The organism is Brevibacillus sp. SAFN-007a (assembly GCF_051967035.1).
Taxonomy (GTDB): domain Bacteria; phylum Bacillota; class Bacilli; order Brevibacillales; family Brevibacillaceae; genus Brevibacillus.
On record NZ_JBQCKK010000002.1, the window covers coordinates 130,643 to 148,506 of the forward strand.

Annotated in this window: 14 protein-coding genes; 12 read left to right on the forward strand and 2 right to left on the reverse strand. The window is 56.4% G+C overall.

The features are described 5' to 3' along the window. The first annotated feature begins 81 nt into the window (after positions 1-81). The 8 genes from ACTHO6_RS04040 (at position 82) to ACTHO6_RS04075 (ending at position 10,896) form a co-directional block, all read left to right on the forward strand. On the forward strand, positions 82-1,710 hold the full coding sequence (locus ACTHO6_RS04040) for a formate--tetrahydrofolate ligase (protein WP_440239627.1): 1,629 nt from the start codon (positions 82-84) through the stop codon (positions 1,708-1,710). Between the two features lie 242 nt (positions 1,711-1,952). After that, positions 1,953-3,464, forward strand: a complete 1,512-nt coding sequence (locus tag ACTHO6_RS04045; protein WP_440239629.1) for a DEAD/DEAH box helicase — start codon at positions 1,953-1,955, stop codon at positions 3,462-3,464. 211 nt (positions 3,465-3,675) lie between these two features. Then, on the forward strand, positions 3,676-5,103 hold the full coding sequence (locus tag ACTHO6_RS04050) for a PTS mannitol transporter subunit IICB (RefSeq protein WP_440239631.1): 1,428 nt from the start codon (positions 3,676-3,678) through the stop codon (positions 5,101-5,103). A gap of 64 nt (positions 5,104-5,167) precedes the next feature. Next, positions 5,168-7,276, forward strand: coding sequence for a BglG family transcription antiterminator (locus tag ACTHO6_RS04055; RefSeq protein ID WP_440239633.1), 2,109 nt, complete (start codon positions 5,168-5,170; stop codon positions 7,274-7,276). Next, the gene (locus ACTHO6_RS04060) at positions 7,273-7,707 is read left to right on the forward strand and encodes a PTS sugar transporter subunit IIA (protein WP_440239635.1); all 435 of its coding nucleotides are present in this window, start codon (positions 7,273-7,275) and stop codon (positions 7,705-7,707) included. Before ACTHO6_RS04055 ends, ACTHO6_RS04060 begins: the two co-directional genes overlap by 4 nt. Positions 7,708-7,713: 6 nt before the next feature. Further along, positions 7,714-8,874: a mannitol-1-phosphate 5-dehydrogenase gene (locus ACTHO6_RS04065; RefSeq protein ID WP_440239637.1), complete on the forward strand. Its 1,161-nt coding sequence runs from the start codon at positions 7,714-7,716 to the stop codon at positions 8,872-8,874. A gap of 19 nt (positions 8,875-8,893) precedes the next feature. Continuing rightward, the gene (gene ptsP / locus ACTHO6_RS04070) at positions 8,894-10,621 is read left to right on the forward strand and encodes a phosphoenolpyruvate--protein phosphotransferase (protein ID WP_440239639.1); all 1,728 of its coding nucleotides are present in this window, start codon (positions 8,894-8,896) and stop codon (positions 10,619-10,621) included. A 14-nt stretch (positions 10,622-10,635) separates the two neighbouring features. Then, a complete protein-coding gene (locus ACTHO6_RS04075) occupies positions 10,636-10,896 on the forward strand; it encodes an HPr family phosphocarrier protein (protein WP_440239641.1) in 261 nt (86 codons plus the stop codon). A gap of 113 nt (positions 10,897-11,009) precedes the next feature. Here the strand turns inward: ACTHO6_RS04075 and ACTHO6_RS04080 are convergent, their stop codons facing one another. Further along, complete coding sequence (locus ACTHO6_RS04080; protein ID WP_440239643.1) at positions 11,010-12,686, reverse strand: sulfatase-like hydrolase/transferase; 1,677 nt, start codon at positions 12,684-12,686, stop codon at positions 11,010-11,012. A gap of 114 nt (positions 12,687-12,800) precedes the next feature. Continuing rightward, positions 12,801-13,880, reverse strand: a complete 1,080-nt coding sequence (locus ACTHO6_RS04085) for a YeiH family protein (protein ID WP_440239645.1) — start codon at positions 13,878-13,880, stop codon at positions 12,801-12,803. A 141-nt stretch (positions 13,881-14,021) separates the two neighbouring features. On the opposite strand from ACTHO6_RS04085, the gene ACTHO6_RS04090 reads away from it, so the two are divergent. From ACTHO6_RS04090 to ACTHO6_RS04105, 4 genes are all read left to right on the forward strand, one after another. Further along, positions 14,022-14,918, forward strand: coding sequence for a LysR family transcriptional regulator (locus ACTHO6_RS04090; protein ID WP_440239647.1), 897 nt, complete (start codon positions 14,022-14,024; stop codon positions 14,916-14,918). 244 nt (positions 14,919-15,162) lie between these two features. Then, complete coding sequence (gene eutL, locus ACTHO6_RS04095) at positions 15,163-15,813, forward strand: ethanolamine utilization microcompartment protein EutL (RefSeq protein WP_440239649.1); 651 nt, start codon at positions 15,163-15,165, stop codon at positions 15,811-15,813. A gap of 34 nt (positions 15,814-15,847) precedes the next feature. Then, on the forward strand, positions 15,848-16,342 hold the full coding sequence (locus ACTHO6_RS04100; protein ID WP_440239651.1) for a BMC domain-containing protein: 495 nt from the start codon (positions 15,848-15,850) through the stop codon (positions 16,340-16,342). Further along, positions 16,339-17,832 (forward strand): acetaldehyde dehydrogenase (acetylating), encoded by a 1,494-nt coding sequence (locus ACTHO6_RS04105; RefSeq protein WP_440239653.1) that lies wholly within the window; start codon positions 16,339-16,341, stop codon positions 17,830-17,832. Before ACTHO6_RS04100 ends, ACTHO6_RS04105 begins: the two co-directional genes overlap by 4 nt. Positions 17,833-17,864: the final 32 nt, after the last annotated feature.

A 17,864-nucleotide genomic window follows, 5' to 3' on the forward strand; every position in this document is an offset into this window, starting at 1 on the left:
CCCGGGGCATAGGAGAACAGGCTGCCATGTGGAATGTACATGATTGGTACATAAAATAGTTCGCGAGGCAGGGAGGCGGGTATGAAGTCGATTGTTGAGATTGCCAAGGCAGCAGGTATCCATGAGCAGGATATCGAGCTTTACGGAAAGTATAAGGCAAAAATATCGGATCAATTGTGGGATCAAATAAAAGACCGACCTGACGGCAAGCTGATTCTCGTTACCGCGATGAATCCCAATCCGGCGGGAGCAGGCAAGACACTGACCTCGATTGGATTGTCGCAGTCGCTTCATCTGCTTGGAAAAAAGGCGATCGCAGCGCTCCGGGAGCCGTCTCTGGGCCCGTGCATGGGGATAAAAGGGGGAGCTACCGGGAGCGGCAAGGCGCACCTCTTCCCTGCGGATGAAATCAATCTGCATTTTACTGGTGACATTCATGCGGTGACCGCCGCGCACAACTTGCTTGCGGCGATGATCGACAACCATCTGTTCCACGGCAATCCGCGGGGCATCCATCCGAAAAAAATCGTCTGGAAACGGGCGATGGACATGAACGACCGCGCGCTCCGAAACATTGTGGTCGGGCTGGGAGACGGCAATGGCACGACGCGGGAGGACGGGTTTATGATTACGACTGCATCGGAGATCATGGCGATTTTGTGCCTGAGCGAGAATCTCGCCGATTTGCGCGAGCGGCTGAATCACATCATCATCGGCTATGACATGGAAGACAAACCGGTGCGGGCGGAAGAAATCAATGCGGTCGAGGCGATGTGCGTATTGCTCAAGGATGCGATCAAGCCAAACCTCGTGCAAACGATCGAAGGCACGCCCGCCATCGTTCACGGCGGTCCGTTTGCGAATATCGCGCACGGATGCAGCAGCGTGATCGGGACGAAGACGGCCTTGAAGCTGGCGGATTACGTCGTGACGGAAGCGGGCTTCGGTGCGGACCTGGGAGCGGAGAAATTTTTCCACATCACGTGCAGAAAAGCCGGGCTGACTCCTGCGGCTGCAGTCGTGGTCATTACCGTGCGCTCCTTGAAGTACAATGCCGGGGTCAAGGTGCCGGATCTGGCCGTGGAAAACCTTGCCGCCCTGGAAAAAGGCTTCGCCAATGTGCGCCGCCATCTGGAAAACTTGCAGAAGTTCGGCGTGCCTGCCGTTGTGGCGATCAATCATTTTGCCACCGATACGCAGGCGGAGATCGAGGCTGTCCTGGCGCTATGCCAAAAGGCAGGTGTCGAAGCGGCGGTGTCCAAGGCGTGGGCAGAGGGCGGAGAAGGCGCGATCGAGCTGGCGGAAAAAGTGATGCGTGCGGCAGAGCGCCCTTCGTCCTTCCGCTTCCTGTACGAAGATGAGTGCCCTGTGAAGGAAAAGATCGAGACCGTCGTCAAAGAAATCTATCGCGGCTCGGGCGTAGCCTTTTCTTCGCTGGCGACAAAAACGATCCGGAAGATAGAGGAAATGGGGCTGTCCCATTTGCCTGTGTGCATGGCGAAGACGCCGTACTCCTTTACAGATCGGGCCGATCAGCTGGGCGCCCCGGTCGGTTTTACCATTCAGGTGAGCGAGGTGCGCATTTCGGCGGGAGCAGGCTTCATCGTCGCCTTGACCGGAAGCGTGGTGACGATGCCGGGACTTCCGAAGAAACCGGCGGCGGAATCGCTGTATGTGGATGAGTGCGGGCATGTGGAAGGGCTTGGCTAGCTGCTACTGTTTTTGCAGGTCACAAAGGTATGTTTCTGCGCCAATCTGTGGAAACTAGAGGAAAATGGGCACAAATGCCGTTTGCATTTTTACAAGATGCATGGTACGATTACGATCATGTTCTTTGTAGGGTGCTTATGTACAATCGGAGATAGAAGGGCATGTTCCGGCTGTAAGGAATCGTGCCCTTTTTTCATGAGAATTTTATAGAAGAAGGTAAAGGTAAAGGAGACTGACGTTCATTGACCACTTTTTATGATTTTGGTTTGCATCATTCTATTGTGAGAGCGCTTGGCAACATGGGATTCGAGGAGGCGACGGCCATTCAGGAGCAAACCGTTCCTGTTGCCTTGCAAGGCCGTGACTTGATCGGACAAGCGCAAACCGGTACAGGGAAAACGGCTGCGTTCGGGATTCCGCTGGTGGAGCGCCTCGACGAAAACAACGGCAACATTCAAGGGGTTGTCCTGACGCCGACGCGCGAGCTGGCTGTTCAGGTAGCAGAGGAAATCAACAAGATCGCCCAGTTCAAAAACATTTCCGCGCTGCCCATCTACGGCGGTCAAGATATTACCCGCCAGATCAAGGCGTTGAAAAAGCGTCCGCAAATCATCGTGGCTACGCCGGGTCGTTTTATGGATCACATGAGAAGAAGAACGATTCGCCTCGATGCGATTCAGATCGTCGTCCTGGATGAAGCGGATGAAATGCTGAACATGGGTTTCATTGATGATATCAAAGAAATTTTGCAAGAAGTGCCTGACAATCGTCAAACCTTGCTGTTCTCTGCGACCATGCCGAGAGCGATTCAGGAAATTGCACAGCAATTCATGACGGAGCCGACGCTGATTTCTGTAAAGCCGAAGGAAGTAACGGTTCCGAACATTGAGCAGCACTATATGGAAGTCACGGAGAAGCAAAAATTCGATGTACTCTGCCGCCTGCTCGATATCCATGCCCCGGAACTGGCGATTATTTTCGGCCGCACCAAGCGTCGCGTAGATGAGCTGTCCGAAGCGCTGACCAAGCGCGGCTACGGTGCCGAAGGAATTCACGGCGATCTGAACCAGGCAAAACGCGACAGCGTGCTGCGCAAGTTCAAGGAAGGCACGATCGAGGTACTGGTGGCGACAGACGTTGCGGCCCGCGGTCTCGATATCAGCGGCGTCACGCACGTCTTCAACTTCGATATTCCGCAAGACTCCGAGAGCTACGTTCACCGCATTGGCCGTACGGGCCGTGCCGGGAAAACGGGTCTCGCGATCACGTTTGTCACCTCGCGAGAAATGGACCATCTGCGTCAGATCGAGCGCGCGACAAACCGTCGCATGGAGCGCCGCTCGGTGCCAACCATGGCGGAAGCCTTGGAAGGCCAGCAGCGTTTGACCGTGGAGAAAATTTTGGAAGCGTCCGGCCGCGAAGATTTGAGCGCCTACAAAGGGCTGGCGGAGCAACTGCTGGAGGATATCGATTCGGTTACGCTCGTGTCTGCTGCCCTCAAGCTGCTGACCAAAGAGCCGGATATGACTCCGGTTCGTCTGACAGAAGAAGCGCCTCTGCGCGTGGGCAAGAAAAAGGCATTCCCGAAAGGAAAAGGCGGATACGGTTCCGGCTTTGGCGGCGGCAAACGTCCACCTCGCCCGCGCAGCGGAGAGTTTCGTCCTCGCAGCGGCGATTCCCGTCCGCGTGGCGGGGAGTCTCGCTCTCGCAGCACCGAGTCCGGAGGGAGAGCGTACAGCAGCAAACAGCGTTAATAGCGCTACAGGAAAAAGTCGATGCAACGATGATTGCATCGGCTTTTTTTGCATGCTTTTATCGGTTATTAAGTTTTGGCAACAATAAGAGCGACAAATTCGCGCTTTGATTTTGTTGTGGCGCATATGTAAACGCTTTATATTTGAGGTGTGCACATTATCATTTTAATCATGTCAACATTTTTATAGACAGGGTAAAGGAGGGTCCGGTATGGAGAACTTGGCGAACAAATCGTCTTCCGGCAGTTTGCGAGTCGCGGTGCAAAAATTTGGGCGGTTCCTCAGTGCAATGGTGATGCCGAACATCGGCGCGTTTATTGCCTGGGGACTGATTACGGCGTTGTTTATCCCGACAGGCTGGCTGCCTAACGAGAATCTGGCCAAGCTGGTTGGGCCGATGATTACGTATCTCTTGCCGCTTTTGATCGGGTACACGGGCGGAAAAATGATTCACGATGTGCGCGGTGGTGTCGTAGGTGCTGCCGCTACGATGGGGGTCATTGTCGGATCAGACATCCCGATGTTTTTAGGGGCGATGATTATGGGGCCTCTCGGCGGGTGGGTCATCAAAAAAGTGGACCAACTGCTCGAAGGCAAGATTCGTTCCGGTTTTGAAATGCTGGTGAACAACTTTTCGGCAGGAATTTTCGGCGGTCTGCTCACGTTGCTGGCTTTTCTGGCGATTGGTCCGGTCGTATCCGGTCTTAGTAAAGGGCTCGCTTCCGGCGTTCAGGTGATTGTCGATGCCGGATTGTTGCCGCTCGCGAGTATTTTGGTCGAGCCGGCGAAGATGCTGTTTTTGAACAATGCGATCAACCACGGTATTTTCAGTCCGATTGGCTTGGATGAAGCGGCGCGAACAGGACAATCAATCTTTTTCCTCCTGGAGACCAATCCAGGGCCTGGATTGGGAATCCTATTGGCATACTGGCTGGCAGGACGGGGCAATGCCAAGCAGTCGGCGCCGGGGGCGGTCATCATTCACTTCTTCGGCGGCATTCACGAGATTTACTTCCCGTACATTTTGATGAATCCGCGCCTCGTTTTGGCGGCAATCGGCGGCGGTATGGCAGGGGTCTTTACCTTTACGCTGCTCGGAGCAGGGTTGGTGGCACCACCATCGCCAGGCAGCATTTTCGCCCTCAGTGCCATGGCGCCGCGTGGCGGCTTGCTCCCGGTATGGGCAGGGGTTGTGGCCGCAACCGTCGTTTCCTTCGTCATCGCAGTCGCTTTGCTGAAAATGAGCAACAAGTCTGAAGACGAGTTGGAAAAAGCGACAGAAAGAATGCAGGAGCTGAAAGGCCAAAAGCAGCCAGCAGCAGAAGGAGAAGAGGTAGCAGCGGCGAAAGCAGTGGTGGCTACCGATGTGAAAAAAGTCGTCTTCTCTTGCGACGCTGGCATGGGCTCCAGCGCGATGGGAGCGGCATCCCTGCGCAAAAAGTTCAAGGATGCCGGACTTGGCGAGATCACGGTTATCAACACCGCGATCAACGACATTCCCGACGATGCCGATATTGTCATCACGCACAAATCGCTTACGGAGAGAGCGCGGGCAAAGGCACCGTCTGCCGAGCACATCTCCATTGATAACTTCTTGAATAGTCCGGAGTATGACAAGTTGGTCAAACGGCTGGGGTAAAAGGGGATCAACGCTAGTGAACGCTAGCGTTTTCCCTCTTTGGCGTTAAGGAGGGAGCAAGGGCATGCATGTATCCTCACGGCAGCGATCGATCATGGACATTTTATTGCAGGAAGAAAAGGGCATTACCGTGGCGCAGATTGCCGAACGAATCGGCGTGAGCACCCGAACCGTTCACAGGGAGCTGGACGCCCTCGCCCCGTTGTTTGCTGAAAGCGGCCTGGAGCTGGTGCGCAAGACGGGGGCCGGGGTGGAGGTTGTCGGCGCCCCCGAGCAGAAGCTCGCGCTGAAAATGTCCGTTTTGCACCAGACGACGACAGAATTCACTGCCGAGGAACGCAAGGCGATCATCCTCTGCTCCCTGCTGGCAGCCACGGAGCCCGTCAAGCTGATTTCCCTGGCGATTGATCTGAAGGTGACGACCGCTACGATCAGTCATGACCTGGACGATCTTGAAGAGTTGCTCCGCCGCTATGACCTGACCCTGCTGCGAAAGCGCGGATACGGGGTGGAGCTGCTCGGAAACGAGGCGTCCAAAAGAAAGGCGATCAGCCGCTTGATGGCCGAATATCTCGACGATCACGAGCTGATCGCCATTATTAAGGAAAACATTCAAAACAAGACAGCGCGGGATATGGATTCGATTTCCCGGCGGCTCTTGTCCCTCATCGACCGGGAAAAGCTGATGAAGGTGGAAAATGCCCTGAGCCACCTCGAAGCCGAACTGCCGTATCCGCTCGCGGACAGCGCCTATATCGGTCTGGTTGCGCATCTGGCGCTGGCGATGGAGCGGATTGAAAAAGGGGAAAAGATTCGTTTTGATGAGCATACCTTGAGCGAGCTGGCGGGAACTCCCGAATACGTCGTCGCCAAAAATATCATGGAGCGATTGCAGCGAATTTTTCAGATGGAGATTCCCCAGGATGAAATCGGCTATATTACCATGCATTTGCGCGGAGCGAAGCTGCGTCAGTCCCCTGAGGGTGCCGTCTGGCCGGAAAATACAGAGCTGGCGGCGTTGACCGCACGCTTCATTACCTTGTGCGAAGAGCGTCTGGGATTGTCGTTGCAGGAGGACATGTCGTTGTTTCACGGCTTGCTGACGCATCTGGAACCGGCGCTGTACAGGCTGAGGCGTCAGATGGAAATCCACAACCCGATCCTTGGCCAGATCAAGCAAAACTATCCGGAGCTGTTTGCGGTCGTAAAGGAGGCGGTGGCCGTCCTCCTGCCGGAGCTGCAAGTGCCGGAGGAAGAGATTGGCTACCTGGTCATGCATGTGGGGGCAGCGCTGGAGAGAGGGCGGCTGGAGCAACAGCGCTATCGCGCCCTGGTCGTTTGCTCCAGCGGAATTGGCTCCTCGAAGATTTTGGCGACGCGCATCAAAAAGGAAATTCCCGAGATCGTCAGCTTGCAGAATTTGTCCATGTTTGATCTGGGCAGCGTGCCGCGCAGCGACTACGATCTGATTATCTCCACCCTGCCGCTGGCGCTCGACCCGGCAGAATACGTAGTCGTCAGCCCGTTGTTGCCGCAGGACGACATTCAAAAAATCAAGTTTCATCTGCACAACCGCCCGGTTCAGGCGGGGGCGGCGAAAAAGGAAAACAAAATCGTGCCGCCTGGCAAGCGGTCTTGGGAGCAGTTGAAGGCGATGCAGCTCTATGCCACCTACGCCAATCAAATTCTGGAAGGCTTGTGGGGAGAACGCGTCCGCAACCGGTACCGCGATATGTCTGCGCTTTTGCGGGACATTTGCACGGAACTGGAGAAACGGGGGACCATCCTTGCAGCAGAGCCTGTCGTGGAGCAATTGATCGCCCGCGAAAAGCTCGGCGGACTGGGAATACCGGGTACCTCCATGGCGCTGTTCCACGGCAGAAACGAGGCGGTACAAAACGCATCGTTCACTTTTCATCGTCTGGAGCAGCCCGTGTCGCTCCGCTCGATGGACGAAGAAGCGATGCAGGTGGACGTGCTGCTGCTATTGCTGGGGCCGAAGGAAGTGCCCAAGGAAGGGCTGGAGGTGCTCAGCGAGGTCAGCGCCCTTTTGATCGAGGAAGAGATGCAATCCGTGCTGAAAACCGGGGAAACCCAGCACATTGCTGATTATATAGCAGGCAGGCTGTATGCCTTTTGCCTGAAAAAGACAGGATGGGAGAGTACAAAATGAAAAACATACTGACCACAGAGAAAATCATGTTGAAGGCAAAAGCAGCGAACAAGGAAGAAGCGATCAGACTGGCGGGCGAGCTGCTGGTTCGCGCCGGACACGTGACGGCTCCCTACGTGGAAAAAATGCTGGAGCGCGAGGAGTTGGCGACCACTTACATCGGCAGCGGCGTAGCGATTCCGCATGGCACGAACGAAGCAAAGGCAGAGATTCGCTCTACCGGAATCTCGGTTGTGCAGGTGCCGGATGGCGTCGATTTTGGCGAAGGGAATACCGCCTATCTTCTGGTCGGAATTGCGGCAGTGGGCGATGAGCATTTGGAGGTGCTGTCCAATATCGCGATCCTTTGCTCCGAGGAAGAAAACGTGAAGCGGATCGTCGAGGCCGCCACGGCGGAAGAAATCATCGCGATGTTCACCCAGGAGGTGTAATCGCGTATGCTGGCAGTCCATTTCGGAGCAGGCAATATCGGCCGAGGCTTTATCGGCCAGTTGTTGAGCCAGGCAGGCTATGAGGTTGTGTTTGTCGATGTGAACACAGCGCTGGTTGACGAGCTGAACCAGAGAAAAATGTATCACGTGCAATTGGCAACAGCAGGAAATCCCCGGTCGGTCGTGGAAGGAGTGCGGGCGATTCACGGGCAGGATGTCGACGCTGTCGCTGCTGCCATCGCATCCGCCGATCTGGTGACGACGGCTGTGGGGCCAAACGTCCTCGGGCCGATCTCGGGAGCGATTGCGGCAGGCATCGCCAAGCGACTGGCAGACCATCCGCGTCCACTCAATGTGATCGCTTGCGAAAACATGATTGGCGGGAGCGCAAGGCTGAAGGAACACGTTTTTGCGCGGCTCTCCGAAGAGTTGCGGGCACAGGCGGCGGAGCTGATCGGGTTTCCCAATGCAGCGGTAGACCGCATTGTGCCGATTCAGCAGCACGAAGACAAGCTGCTGGTCACGGTCGAGCCGTTTTTCGAGTGGGTCGTGGATCAGTCGCAAATGGTGGGAGACGTGCCGCAAATCGAAGGCGTCACCTATGTAGATGATTTGGCTCCGTACATCGAGCGTAAGCTGTTTACCGTCAATACCGGCCATGCCGTCATTGCCTATCTCGGGTATCAGCTGGGAGCGAAAACGATTGATGAAGCGATGCAAAACGAGAAAGTGGCGAAGGCGGCCAGAGGCGCCTTGCAGGAGACAGGAGCGCTTTTGGTAGCCAAGTACGGCTTTGACGAGCAGGCGCATGCGCAGTATAGCGAGAAGATTTTGGCACGCTTCGCGAATCCGCTGCTCTCGGACGACGTCGTTCGGGTAGGGCGTTCGCCGCTGCGCAAGCTGTCCCGCCACGATCGGCTGGTAGGTCCTGCTCTGGAATGTATGGAGCGAGGAATCCATCCCGTGTATTTGAGTCTGGCGATTGCCGCGGCCCTGTTGTTTGACTCGCCAGAGGACGAGGAAGCGGTGCGCATCCAGACAGACGTAAAAGAGTTCGGGTGGGAACATGCCCTGCGCAACAGCACGGGCATTCCGGCAGGCCATCCGCTGGAGGAAGTGGTGCGCAGACAAGCCCAACTGCTGCAAGAGTGGACAAGGACCAAGTGAGGAAAGGCGGGTGCAAGGAATGTCCCAACGAATTGTAGGTGTAAAAGCTTCCGCAGGGGTAGCCATCGGCAAGGCGTTTTTGCTGAGTGCTCCTGATATGCAAATCAAGACGGTAGCGGTGGAGGATGCGGCCAGCGAGATTCAGCGTTTCGAGGAAGCGCTGGACCGGGCGAAACGAGACTTGCAGCAAATTGCGCTGCGTGTGGAAACAGAGATGGGCGCGGATCACGCCGACATTTTCAGAGCCCACCTGCTGGTCTTGGAGGACCCTGAACTGGTCGACGTCGTAAAAGACAAGATCACACAGGAGCGCACAAACGCGGAAAGCGCCCTGCACGATGTCGCGCAGGCGTTTATCGGCTTGTTCGAACAGATGGACAACGATTACATGCGCGAGCGGGCGGCCGACATTCGCGATGTGACGAAGCGGGTCCTGGCGTATTTGCTGGGAGTGAACGTTTTCCATCCCGGCTCTCTCGCAGAGGAAGTCATCATCGTGGCAGAGGATTTGACTCCTTCGGACACGGCGCAGCTTGATCGCCGCTATGTAAAAGGCTTCGTGACCGACATTGGCGGACGTACCTCGCACTCCGCGATCATGGCGCGTTCTCTGGAGATTCCGGCTGTGGTCGGAACACAGACGATTACAAGCGCAGTCCAGCCGTCTACGCTCGTGATTGTGGACGGGCACGAAGGCGTGGTCATTATCGACCCGAGCGAAGAAGAGATCGCGCACTACACCAGGAAACAGGCCCAGTACGCTGAGCAAAAGGCCGAGCTGGAAAAGCTGGTCCACACCCCGACCATGACGGCGGACCAGCATCACGTGGAGCTGGCCGCCAATATCGGAAGCCCGGCCGATGTCGCAGGGGCGCTCGCGAACGGCGCGGAAGGGATTGGCCTTTTTCGCACGGAATTTTTATACATGGGACGGGATGACTTCCCGACCGAAGAAGAGCAGTATCTCGCCTACAAGCAGGTACTCGCGAGCATGGGCGAAAAGCCTGTGGTCATCCGCACGCTTGACATCGGGGGAGACAAGCATCTTTCCTATCTGGACATGCCGGAGGAGATGAATCCGTTTCTCGGCTATCGCGCGATCCGGCTGTGTCTCGACAGACAGGAGCTGTTCCGCACGCAGCTGCGCGCTCTGCTTCGGGCGAGCGTGCATGGCCATCTGAAAATCATGTTTCCGATGATTGCGACGCTGGAGGAGTTCCGCGAGGCCAAAGCGATCCTGGAAGAAGAGAGAGAAGGCCTGCAAAATAGCGGAGTCGCTGTATCCGATCGCATCGAAGTGGGCATCATGATTGAGATCCCCGCTGCCGCCCTGATGGCCGATGTATTCGCGCGGGAAGTGGACTTTTTCAGCATTGGCACCAATGACCTGATTCAATATACGATGGCGGCGGATCGGATGAACGAACGGGTTGCCTATTTGTATCAGCCGTATCACCCTGCTGTTCTGCGGCTGTTGAAAAACGTGATCGAGGCCGGGCACAGCCAGGGCAAATGGGTCGGGATGTGCGGAGAAATGGCGGGCGATCCTGTGGCCATCCCGATTTTGCTTGGACTTGGCCTCGATGAATTCAGCATGAGCGCAAGCAGTATTTTGCCCGCCCGCAAGCAGCTCAGTCTCTTGAGCCGGGAGGAAATGGCCCGGCATATCGACAACATTTTGCAGATGGGTACATCCGCGCAGGTAGAGGCGTATGTCAAAACGACAATCATGAAAGAAGACAGCTAAGGAGGCACAACAGGATGGTGGAGAAGAAAATTGTAGTCCAATTGCCGCATGGCTTGCATGCGAGGCCGGCAGCCCATTTTGTGAAAATGGCCACGTCGTTTGCCAGTGAAATCAAGATCGTCAAACAAGAAAAGACGGTCAACGGAAAGAGCATCATGGGCATCATGGCTTCGGCAATCGCCAAAGGGGAGGAAATTACCCTGATTGCTGACGGCGTGGACGAGAACGAAGCAATTGCCGCTTTGGAAAAAGTGCTGCTCTCGGAAGAAGGATAAATTCCGCTCAAAAACCCCCCTCGGACAGGGGGGGTTTTCTTTTGGAGAAAGACAGCTTCGCGAAAGCTGGCCAATGTGAAAAGATCGTGCGCTGACGTGTGGAACGAAGGGGGTCAAGGCGTGAGCCGTTTCTGTTTTCGTTGTTCGTCGAGCAGTCGCTCCATCTGGCGGCGAACAGGCTCGACGGCGGGCGTGGCATGAACCGGAGCAGCGAGATTGCATGTTTCCTCTGGATCTGTTGTGAGATTGTACAATTCGTATTCGGGTGCGATGACCGGGGAATACCCGGCAGGCGATGGGGGCGCTGCGAAGTAACGGGAGTATTTCCACAGCTCCCGGTGTCCATGTAAAGCAGTCGGCAGATAGGCGATGACGGTTTCGATGCGGTTCGGCTCGATGACGGAACGGTAGGGCTGGCCGAGCAGGCTAACTTGATGCTGTCCGTTTGTCACATCATCCTCCGACATGAAATACAGAGGCCCGGTATCGTTTGGAGCCGTTTCGCCGCCACCGAGAATCAGCGCGGACCAATCATTCCCTACCAGTCGGCGGACTTCGCTGTGAGTCAGCTGCAATTCCACGGAAATGGCGTCCACGTCCGCATGGGCACAGCCGAGCAGAGTGGGGAGAATATCCACATGGCTGGTCAGCCTTTCGGTAGACAGCGGCTGTGGAAAAAGCAGCGGATTGTGGATGAGGAGCGGGAGGTGGATCGCTTCCTCGTAGGCGGAATACCATTTTTGATGGAGCCCGCCGTGCGCTCCCAGCAGCTCGCCGTGGTCGGATGTGAACAAAATCAGCGTTTCCGGGTAAAAGGATGTGGCCGTCAACGCTTGCAGCACCCGCATGATCTGGTGATCGGCATTTTTTTGCAGCTGGTAGTACAAACGGCGGTAAAAAGCTTCGTCGGAGATCGGTTGGAACGCTTGTGGATAAACCTCGCGATAGCTCGCCTGACAGCGCGGCTTCGTCGCAAGCGATTCATGCCGGGTCGGCGGCGGGGCGATTGCGGGCACGGATGGCTCTACTTCAAAGCGAAAAAGCGGAATCTGTGCCGAGATATCCCCATAGAGGGCAATATCGTGTGGATTGACAAAAGAAGCGACGATGAGCCACGGCTGGTACGTCTCCGGGCGTGTGAGCCGACTTTTTTCCTGATCGAGCCATCCGAGCAGGCTGACAACCTCGCTGCCGTACACCACGTCCCGGCCGTTTACGCCGATGGCGGCGGAGGAGCCTGAATTGTGCGGGGCTCTGCCGTGCGGCTCAGGGCCGATCCAGCCGGAAAAGCCGTAGTCGTCCAGCCGATTGGCGAGCGAGTACAGCCGCTCTTTTTCCGGGTCGGGCATGCCTGTGCCGGAATCGTAGCTCAGGATGGGCAGATGCGTGCCCGGTATCCAGATATCGCGATCGGATATGTGCCATTTGCCTTTGTAATACGTGCGGTAGCCGAGCGCGCGGAAGTAGTCGCCTATGGTAGGAACCGTGTTTTCATCGAGCCAAAACATGTCGCTGTCAGGGGAACGCTTGGCGGCGCCGCTCGTCTGGGTGACGCCGTGCAGGGACGGGTACTGCCCGGTAAACAGCGTGGCCCTGCTGGGGGAGCAGGCTGTCGCGCCGGCGTAATGGCGCCGGAACTCCAGGCCATGGCGGCGCAAAAACGAATGAGCGGGAAGCGCTGCTTCACGCCAGGCCCGCACAGGGGCTTCCTCGTAGGCGGGCGGGTACCGCTCCTGATCGACCAGGATCAACAGGATGTTCGGACGAGCTTTGAAAGAGCGACTCGACATAGGGACGCCTCCAGATGAGATGTGCACACTATTATCAACATATGGGGATAAGCTTTGTCCTTATCCATCCAAAACGTCTGGCTGCGAGTCAGACGACGCTGGCTTTTCCACAAACTAGATCAGCACGTAGGAGAGCGCGGTCAACAAAAACGAGGTAATGGACATGGCGATCAGCGGCTTGGCCGCTTTTGTGCGCAGGGCACGCAGGTTGACGTTCAGTCCGAGACCGACCATCGCCATGGTCAGGACAAAGGTAGTCAATTGGGACACGCTGGTGTGGAAGGCTTCGGAGACGGGGAGATGCTTGCCGAGCACGTAGCTTCCGAGCAGGCTCATCGCCAGAAAGCCGAACAAAAACCAGGGAAATGCGATGTGGGCTGCGCCTTGCCTTTTCCCGTTGCAATTTGTTCGCTTCATCCAGAACATCAAGAGAAAACAGAGCGGCACCAAAAGCAGCACCCGTCCCAGCTTGGCCAACAGTCCCATCGCCAAGGCATCTTGTCCGGCAGGTGCGGCAGCGAGTGCGACATGAGCGATTTCATGCAGGCTGATGCCCGACCACATGCCGTATTCGACTGCGGATATGGGCAGAAATGGGCGCAGGATGGTGTAGGCAATCGCGAAAAGGGTGCCGACGAGCGCGATGATGCCCACGCCAATGGCCGTATCCTCTTCTTTGGCCTGGATGAGCGGCGATACGGCGGCAATGGCCGCTGCTCCACAGACTCCGGTTCCTACGCCGAGCATGAGCGAGAGCGAGGGATCGGCTTTCAGCCACCGGGCGATCAGCACGGTAAGCGCGATAGAAAAAACGATAACGATTGCGTCGTAGGCGAGAAGCCCCAGACCTTGCTGCCAAACGACGGCAACATTCAGCTTCAGACCGTACAAAATGATGGCGAATCGCAGCAAGCGCTTGGCGGAAAACTGAATCCCGGAACGAAGCATTTCCGGGTATCCCCAAAACTGGCGATAGGCTACGGCGATCAGGATGGCGCAGGCCAATGGCCCGACCCGATCCAAGCCGGGTATAGTAGATAACCCGTAGCCCAGGAGCGCGATGACGAAGGTGAAGGCGACACCGCCGAGCCACAAGGAGAATGGGGCAGGCTTGTTTTTTTGCTCGCTGTCGGGCAGGACAGAAGTCTGGCTGCTGTCGTTCCATGCCGTGCTTTTATACAGCGGAGAAGCCAATTGCGATCACTCCTCGAACGAATTTGACAAACCAAGCATAAAACAATGCTTACCATAAGAAAAATAAATCATTACAATGATGATAATAAGTAAATCTATATAGTTATTGGGAAGCTGTTGGGAAAGGAGAGGGGATGCTGCATGGATCAGCAACTGCGCGTGTTTGTCACGGTCGCAGACAGGCAAAATTTTTCGCGGGCCGCCGAAGAATTGCACATGACGCAGCCAGCCGTCAGCCAATACATTCTCTCGCTGGAGCGGGCGATTGGAACGAAGCTGCTGGAACGCAGCAACAAATACGTCAGGCTGAATAAGGCAGGGGAGATCGTCTATCATCATGCACGGGAAATTTTAGGGCTGTACACGCGTATGCAGAGCCTGGTCGACGATTTGATGAGCACGCCGAGCGGACGTTTGACGATTGGCGCCAGCTATACGTATGGCGAGTACGTGTTGCCTCACGTGATTGCACGGCTACGCAAGGATTATCCCTTGATTACGCCGACGATCACGATACACAATTCCACGGTCATCGCTGACCTGGTAGCGACCCGGCAGCTGGATGTCGGGATCGTGGAGGGGGAGTACGTGAATGAAAAGATGTGCATCGAGCCGTTTGCCGACGATCGCATGTACGTGATCGCCTCTCCCCGTCATCGGCTGGCGGGCCAAGAAACGGTGGAGATCAGCGAGCTGATGCAGGAAACGTGGATTGTGCGGGAGGAAGGCTCGGGGACGAGGGAAGCGGCGGAAAAGATGTTTCGCCAGCTCCAATTCCAGCCTCCGAAACGAATGGAGTTCGGCAGTACGCAGGTGATTAAGGAATCGGTAGAAGCCGGCCTCGGAATCAGTCTCTTGTCCTATTGGGCGATCCGCAAAGAGCGACAATTGGGGACGCTCTGCACGTTGAAAGTCACGGGAACGCCCGTGACGCGGGATTTTTCGCTGGTGACGAAATCGAACGAGTTTCAGACGCGAGCATTGGAGATTTTCATGGACCTGATTCGCTCCCACGTACCGGAGGGATCGCACGTCTGATACACGTCCAAACAAGAAAGCGACGCCATGCGCCAGACGCAAATACCGAAACCGCTTGCATTTTTTCCTGCCCTGTCTTACAGTAGAAGCAGGAATCAGATCACACCACTGGCGTGAATGGATCCGAACAAGTGAATAGATAAAAGGCAAAGGTGCCCTGGAACACGGAGTCTTGTTCTCTCGTGTGTAGGCACCTTTTTTTGCGTTTGGAAAAGGGAAGGGGTCGGAAAGGAGTGTGACACGCATGGAAAAACCCATTCGAGCGACGCCGCTTGCGATTCGAATGATTCCCAACGTCGATCCACAATTAGCGGAGAAGCTGAACCTGCCTCCCTCTATCCGGAGTGTGGGAATGCTCACCTCCACCATTGACGATGTGGGCTATACAGCCATGGACGAGGCGACAAAAAAGGCAGCCGTCGAAGTGATTTACGCCAAGTCGTTTTACGCAGGCTCTGGGCACGCTTCCGGTCCGTTGTCCGGCGAGTTCATCGGCATCATCGGAGGAGCGACGCCATCGGAGGTCCAGAGCGGTATTGATGCAGCCGTTGCCTTCATGGAAAGCGGGGCATGCTTTTACTCGTTGAATGAAGAGGGGACGCATGCGTATTACGCACATGTCGTGTCGCGGACGGGCAGCTACTTGTCCGGGCTTGCCGGCATCAGGGAAGGGGAGCCGCTCGCCTATCTGATCGCTCCGCCGCTTGAAGCCGTGTACGGGATCGATTCTGCTCTCAAGGCAGCAGATGTACAGATGGTGCAGTTTTTTGGTCCGCCCACGGAAACCAACTTCGGGGGAGCGCTGCTTACAGGAAGCCAATCGGCATGCACCGCAGCAGCCGCTGCCTTTGCCGATGCCGTAAGAGACGTCGCCCGACAGCCAGTCAAACGATAACAGGGATTTTCCCTCTTGAAGGGGAGGAATGGATATGCGCGCTCATGCATACTCACTGGGCATGATTGAGACGCTGGGCTTGCCCGCGCTCATCGCGGCCGCCGATGCTGCTGCAAAAGCGGCAGACGTCAAGGTCGTTACTTATGAAGGCGCGGATGCAGGGATTGTGACCGTGTACGTAATCGGGGATGTCTCTTCGGTACAGGCAGCCGTAGACGCCGGCGCTGACGCAGCAAGACGCGTCGGACGGTTGCTGCACTCCCACGTCATCCCGCGCCCGGATGAGAATGTTTTCAAAATGATGAAAAATCTGATGCGTTCGGAAGCGAAGGAAGAAGCCAAGCCCCAGCCTGTACAGGAAAAACCAGCCTCACCGCTGGCAGAGCAATCGATTAACGACCTGCGCAAGCTGGCCCGCTCGATTGCGGATTTCCCGCTTTCGACCAATGACATCCATACGGCGAAGAAGGAAGAGTTGATTCGCCTGATTGAAGCAAAGCAGCAAGGCGGAGGTGACAAAGCCGAATGACACTGGACGCTGATTTGTACTCCATTCAGGAAGTGCGCACGTACCTCGCCCAGGCGAAGGAAGCGCAGGCGAAGCTTGCTACCTACACCCAGGAGCAGATCGACAGAATCATCGCAGCGATGTCCAAGGCAGGCGTGGAACATGCCGAGCGATTGGCCGCTCTGGCGGTGGAGGAAACCGGCTTCGGAAACGTTCCGGACAAACGAATGAAAAACTTGTTCGCTGCCCAGGATGTCTACGCTTCCATCAAAGAGGTGAGGACGGTTGGCATCATTCGCAAAGACGAGGAGAACAAGGTGTGGGAAGTGGCCCAGCCGGTAGGGATTGTCGCCGGGATCGTGCCGTCCACCAACCCGACCTCGACGGTTATTTTCAAGTCGATGATCGCACTCAAAGCGCGTAACGCGATTGTCTTCAGTCCGCACCCGTCGGCAGCCAGGTGCACGCTGGAAGCAGCGCGACTGATGGCGCAGGCCGCTGTGCAGGCCGGGGCGCCGGAAGGCTTGATCCATTGCGTGAGCAAGCCGACGCTTTCGGCTACAAACGAGCTGATGAAGCACAAGCTGACCAACGTGATTCTCGCCACAGGCGGTACGCCAATGGTGCGGGCCGCGTACAGCTCCGGCAAGCCTGCGTACGGTGTCGGACCCGGAAACGTCCCGGTCTACATCCACCACAGCGCTGACCTCGCTGCTGCTGCCAAGCGAATCGTGCAGAGCAAGACCTTTGACTACGGCACCATCTGCGCCTCGGAGCAGGCACTGGTGGTCGAGGAAGCGGTCAAGCATCAGGTGATTGCCGCTTTGAAGCGCGAAGGGGCCTACTTCTTGGACGAGAACGAGAAGGCCAAAGTAGCCGCCATCATCATGGTCAACGGTTCGCTCAACGCCCAAATCGTCGGCCGCTCCCCGCACGTCATCGCGCAAATGGCAGGCATCTCGATTCCGGCCGAAACGCGCGTGCTGGTGGCCGAAGAGACAGGAGTAGGCAAAGAGTATCCGCTGTCCGTGGAAAAGCTGGCGCCGATTCTCGCTCTCTACACCGTTCAGGGTGACAATGAGGCGTTTGCCCGCTGCCGCGAGCTGCTCACGCACGGCGGCTTGGGCCACACCGCCGGGATTCACGCCCAGGATGAAAACGTCATCGCATCTTACGGCCAGGCGATGCCGGCTTCCCGCATCCCGGTCAATACCGGAACCACCTTCGGGGGCATCGGCGCCACGACTGGCGTGCAGCCGTCCTTTACGCTCGGGTGCGGTTCTTTCGGGAACAACATCACCTCCGACAACATCGGTCCCAAGCATCTTTTCAACATCAAGCGCGTCGCGTTCGGTGTCAGGGAAATGCCGGAGTCTGCGCCCGCGCAGGCCGCGCAAGCGACACAGGCGGAGGAAGCGGTCCTGCAAGCTGTCTCTTCGCTGCATGTCGGCTTGAGCCGCGAAGAGATCAAAAACATAATTAAATCGGTTTTAACAGAAATGACGTCTTAAAATAGTAAAAAATTGTCCATATAATGAAGGAG

Excerpts from the sequence above, each read along its gene's own strand:
- ACTHO6_RS04040 (WP_440239627.1), top strand. The coding sequence starts at position 82 with ATGAAGTCGATTGTTGAGATTGCCAAGGCAGCAGGTATCCATGAGCAG.
- ACTHO6_RS04050 (WP_440239631.1), top strand. The coding sequence starts at position 3,676 with ATGGAGAACTTGGCGAACAAATCGTCTTCCGGCAGTTTGCGAGTCGCG.
- ACTHO6_RS04055 (WP_440239633.1), top strand. The coding sequence starts at position 5,168 with ATGCATGTATCCTCACGGCAGCGATCGATCATGGACATTTTATTGCAG.
- ACTHO6_RS04060 (WP_440239635.1), top strand. The coding sequence starts at position 7,273 with ATGAAAAACATACTGACCACAGAGAAAATCATGTTGAAGGCAAAAGCA.
- ACTHO6_RS04065 (WP_440239637.1), top strand. The coding sequence starts at position 7,714 with ATGCTGGCAGTCCATTTCGGAGCAGGCAATATCGGCCGAGGCTTTATC.
- ptsP (WP_440239639.1), top strand. The coding sequence starts at position 8,894 with ATGTCCCAACGAATTGTAGGTGTAAAAGCTTCCGCAGGGGTAGCCATC.
- ACTHO6_RS04075 (WP_440239641.1), top strand. The coding sequence starts at position 10,636 with ATGGTGGAGAAGAAAATTGTAGTCCAATTGCCGCATGGCTTGCATGCG.
- ACTHO6_RS04080 (WP_440239643.1), bottom strand. The coding sequence starts at position 12,686 with ATGTCGAGTCGCTCTTTCAAAGCTCGTCCGAACATCCTGTTGATCCTG.
- ACTHO6_RS04090 (WP_440239647.1), top strand. The coding sequence starts at position 14,022 with ATGGATCAGCAACTGCGCGTGTTTGTCACGGTCGCAGACAGGCAAAAT.
- eutL (WP_440239649.1), top strand. The coding sequence starts at position 15,163 with ATGGAAAAACCCATTCGAGCGACGCCGCTTGCGATTCGAATGATTCCC.
- ACTHO6_RS04100 (WP_440239651.1), top strand. The coding sequence starts at position 15,848 with ATGCGCGCTCATGCATACTCACTGGGCATGATTGAGACGCTGGGCTTG.
- ACTHO6_RS04105 (WP_440239653.1), top strand. The coding sequence starts at position 16,339 with ATGACACTGGACGCTGATTTGTACTCCATTCAGGAAGTGCGCACGTAC.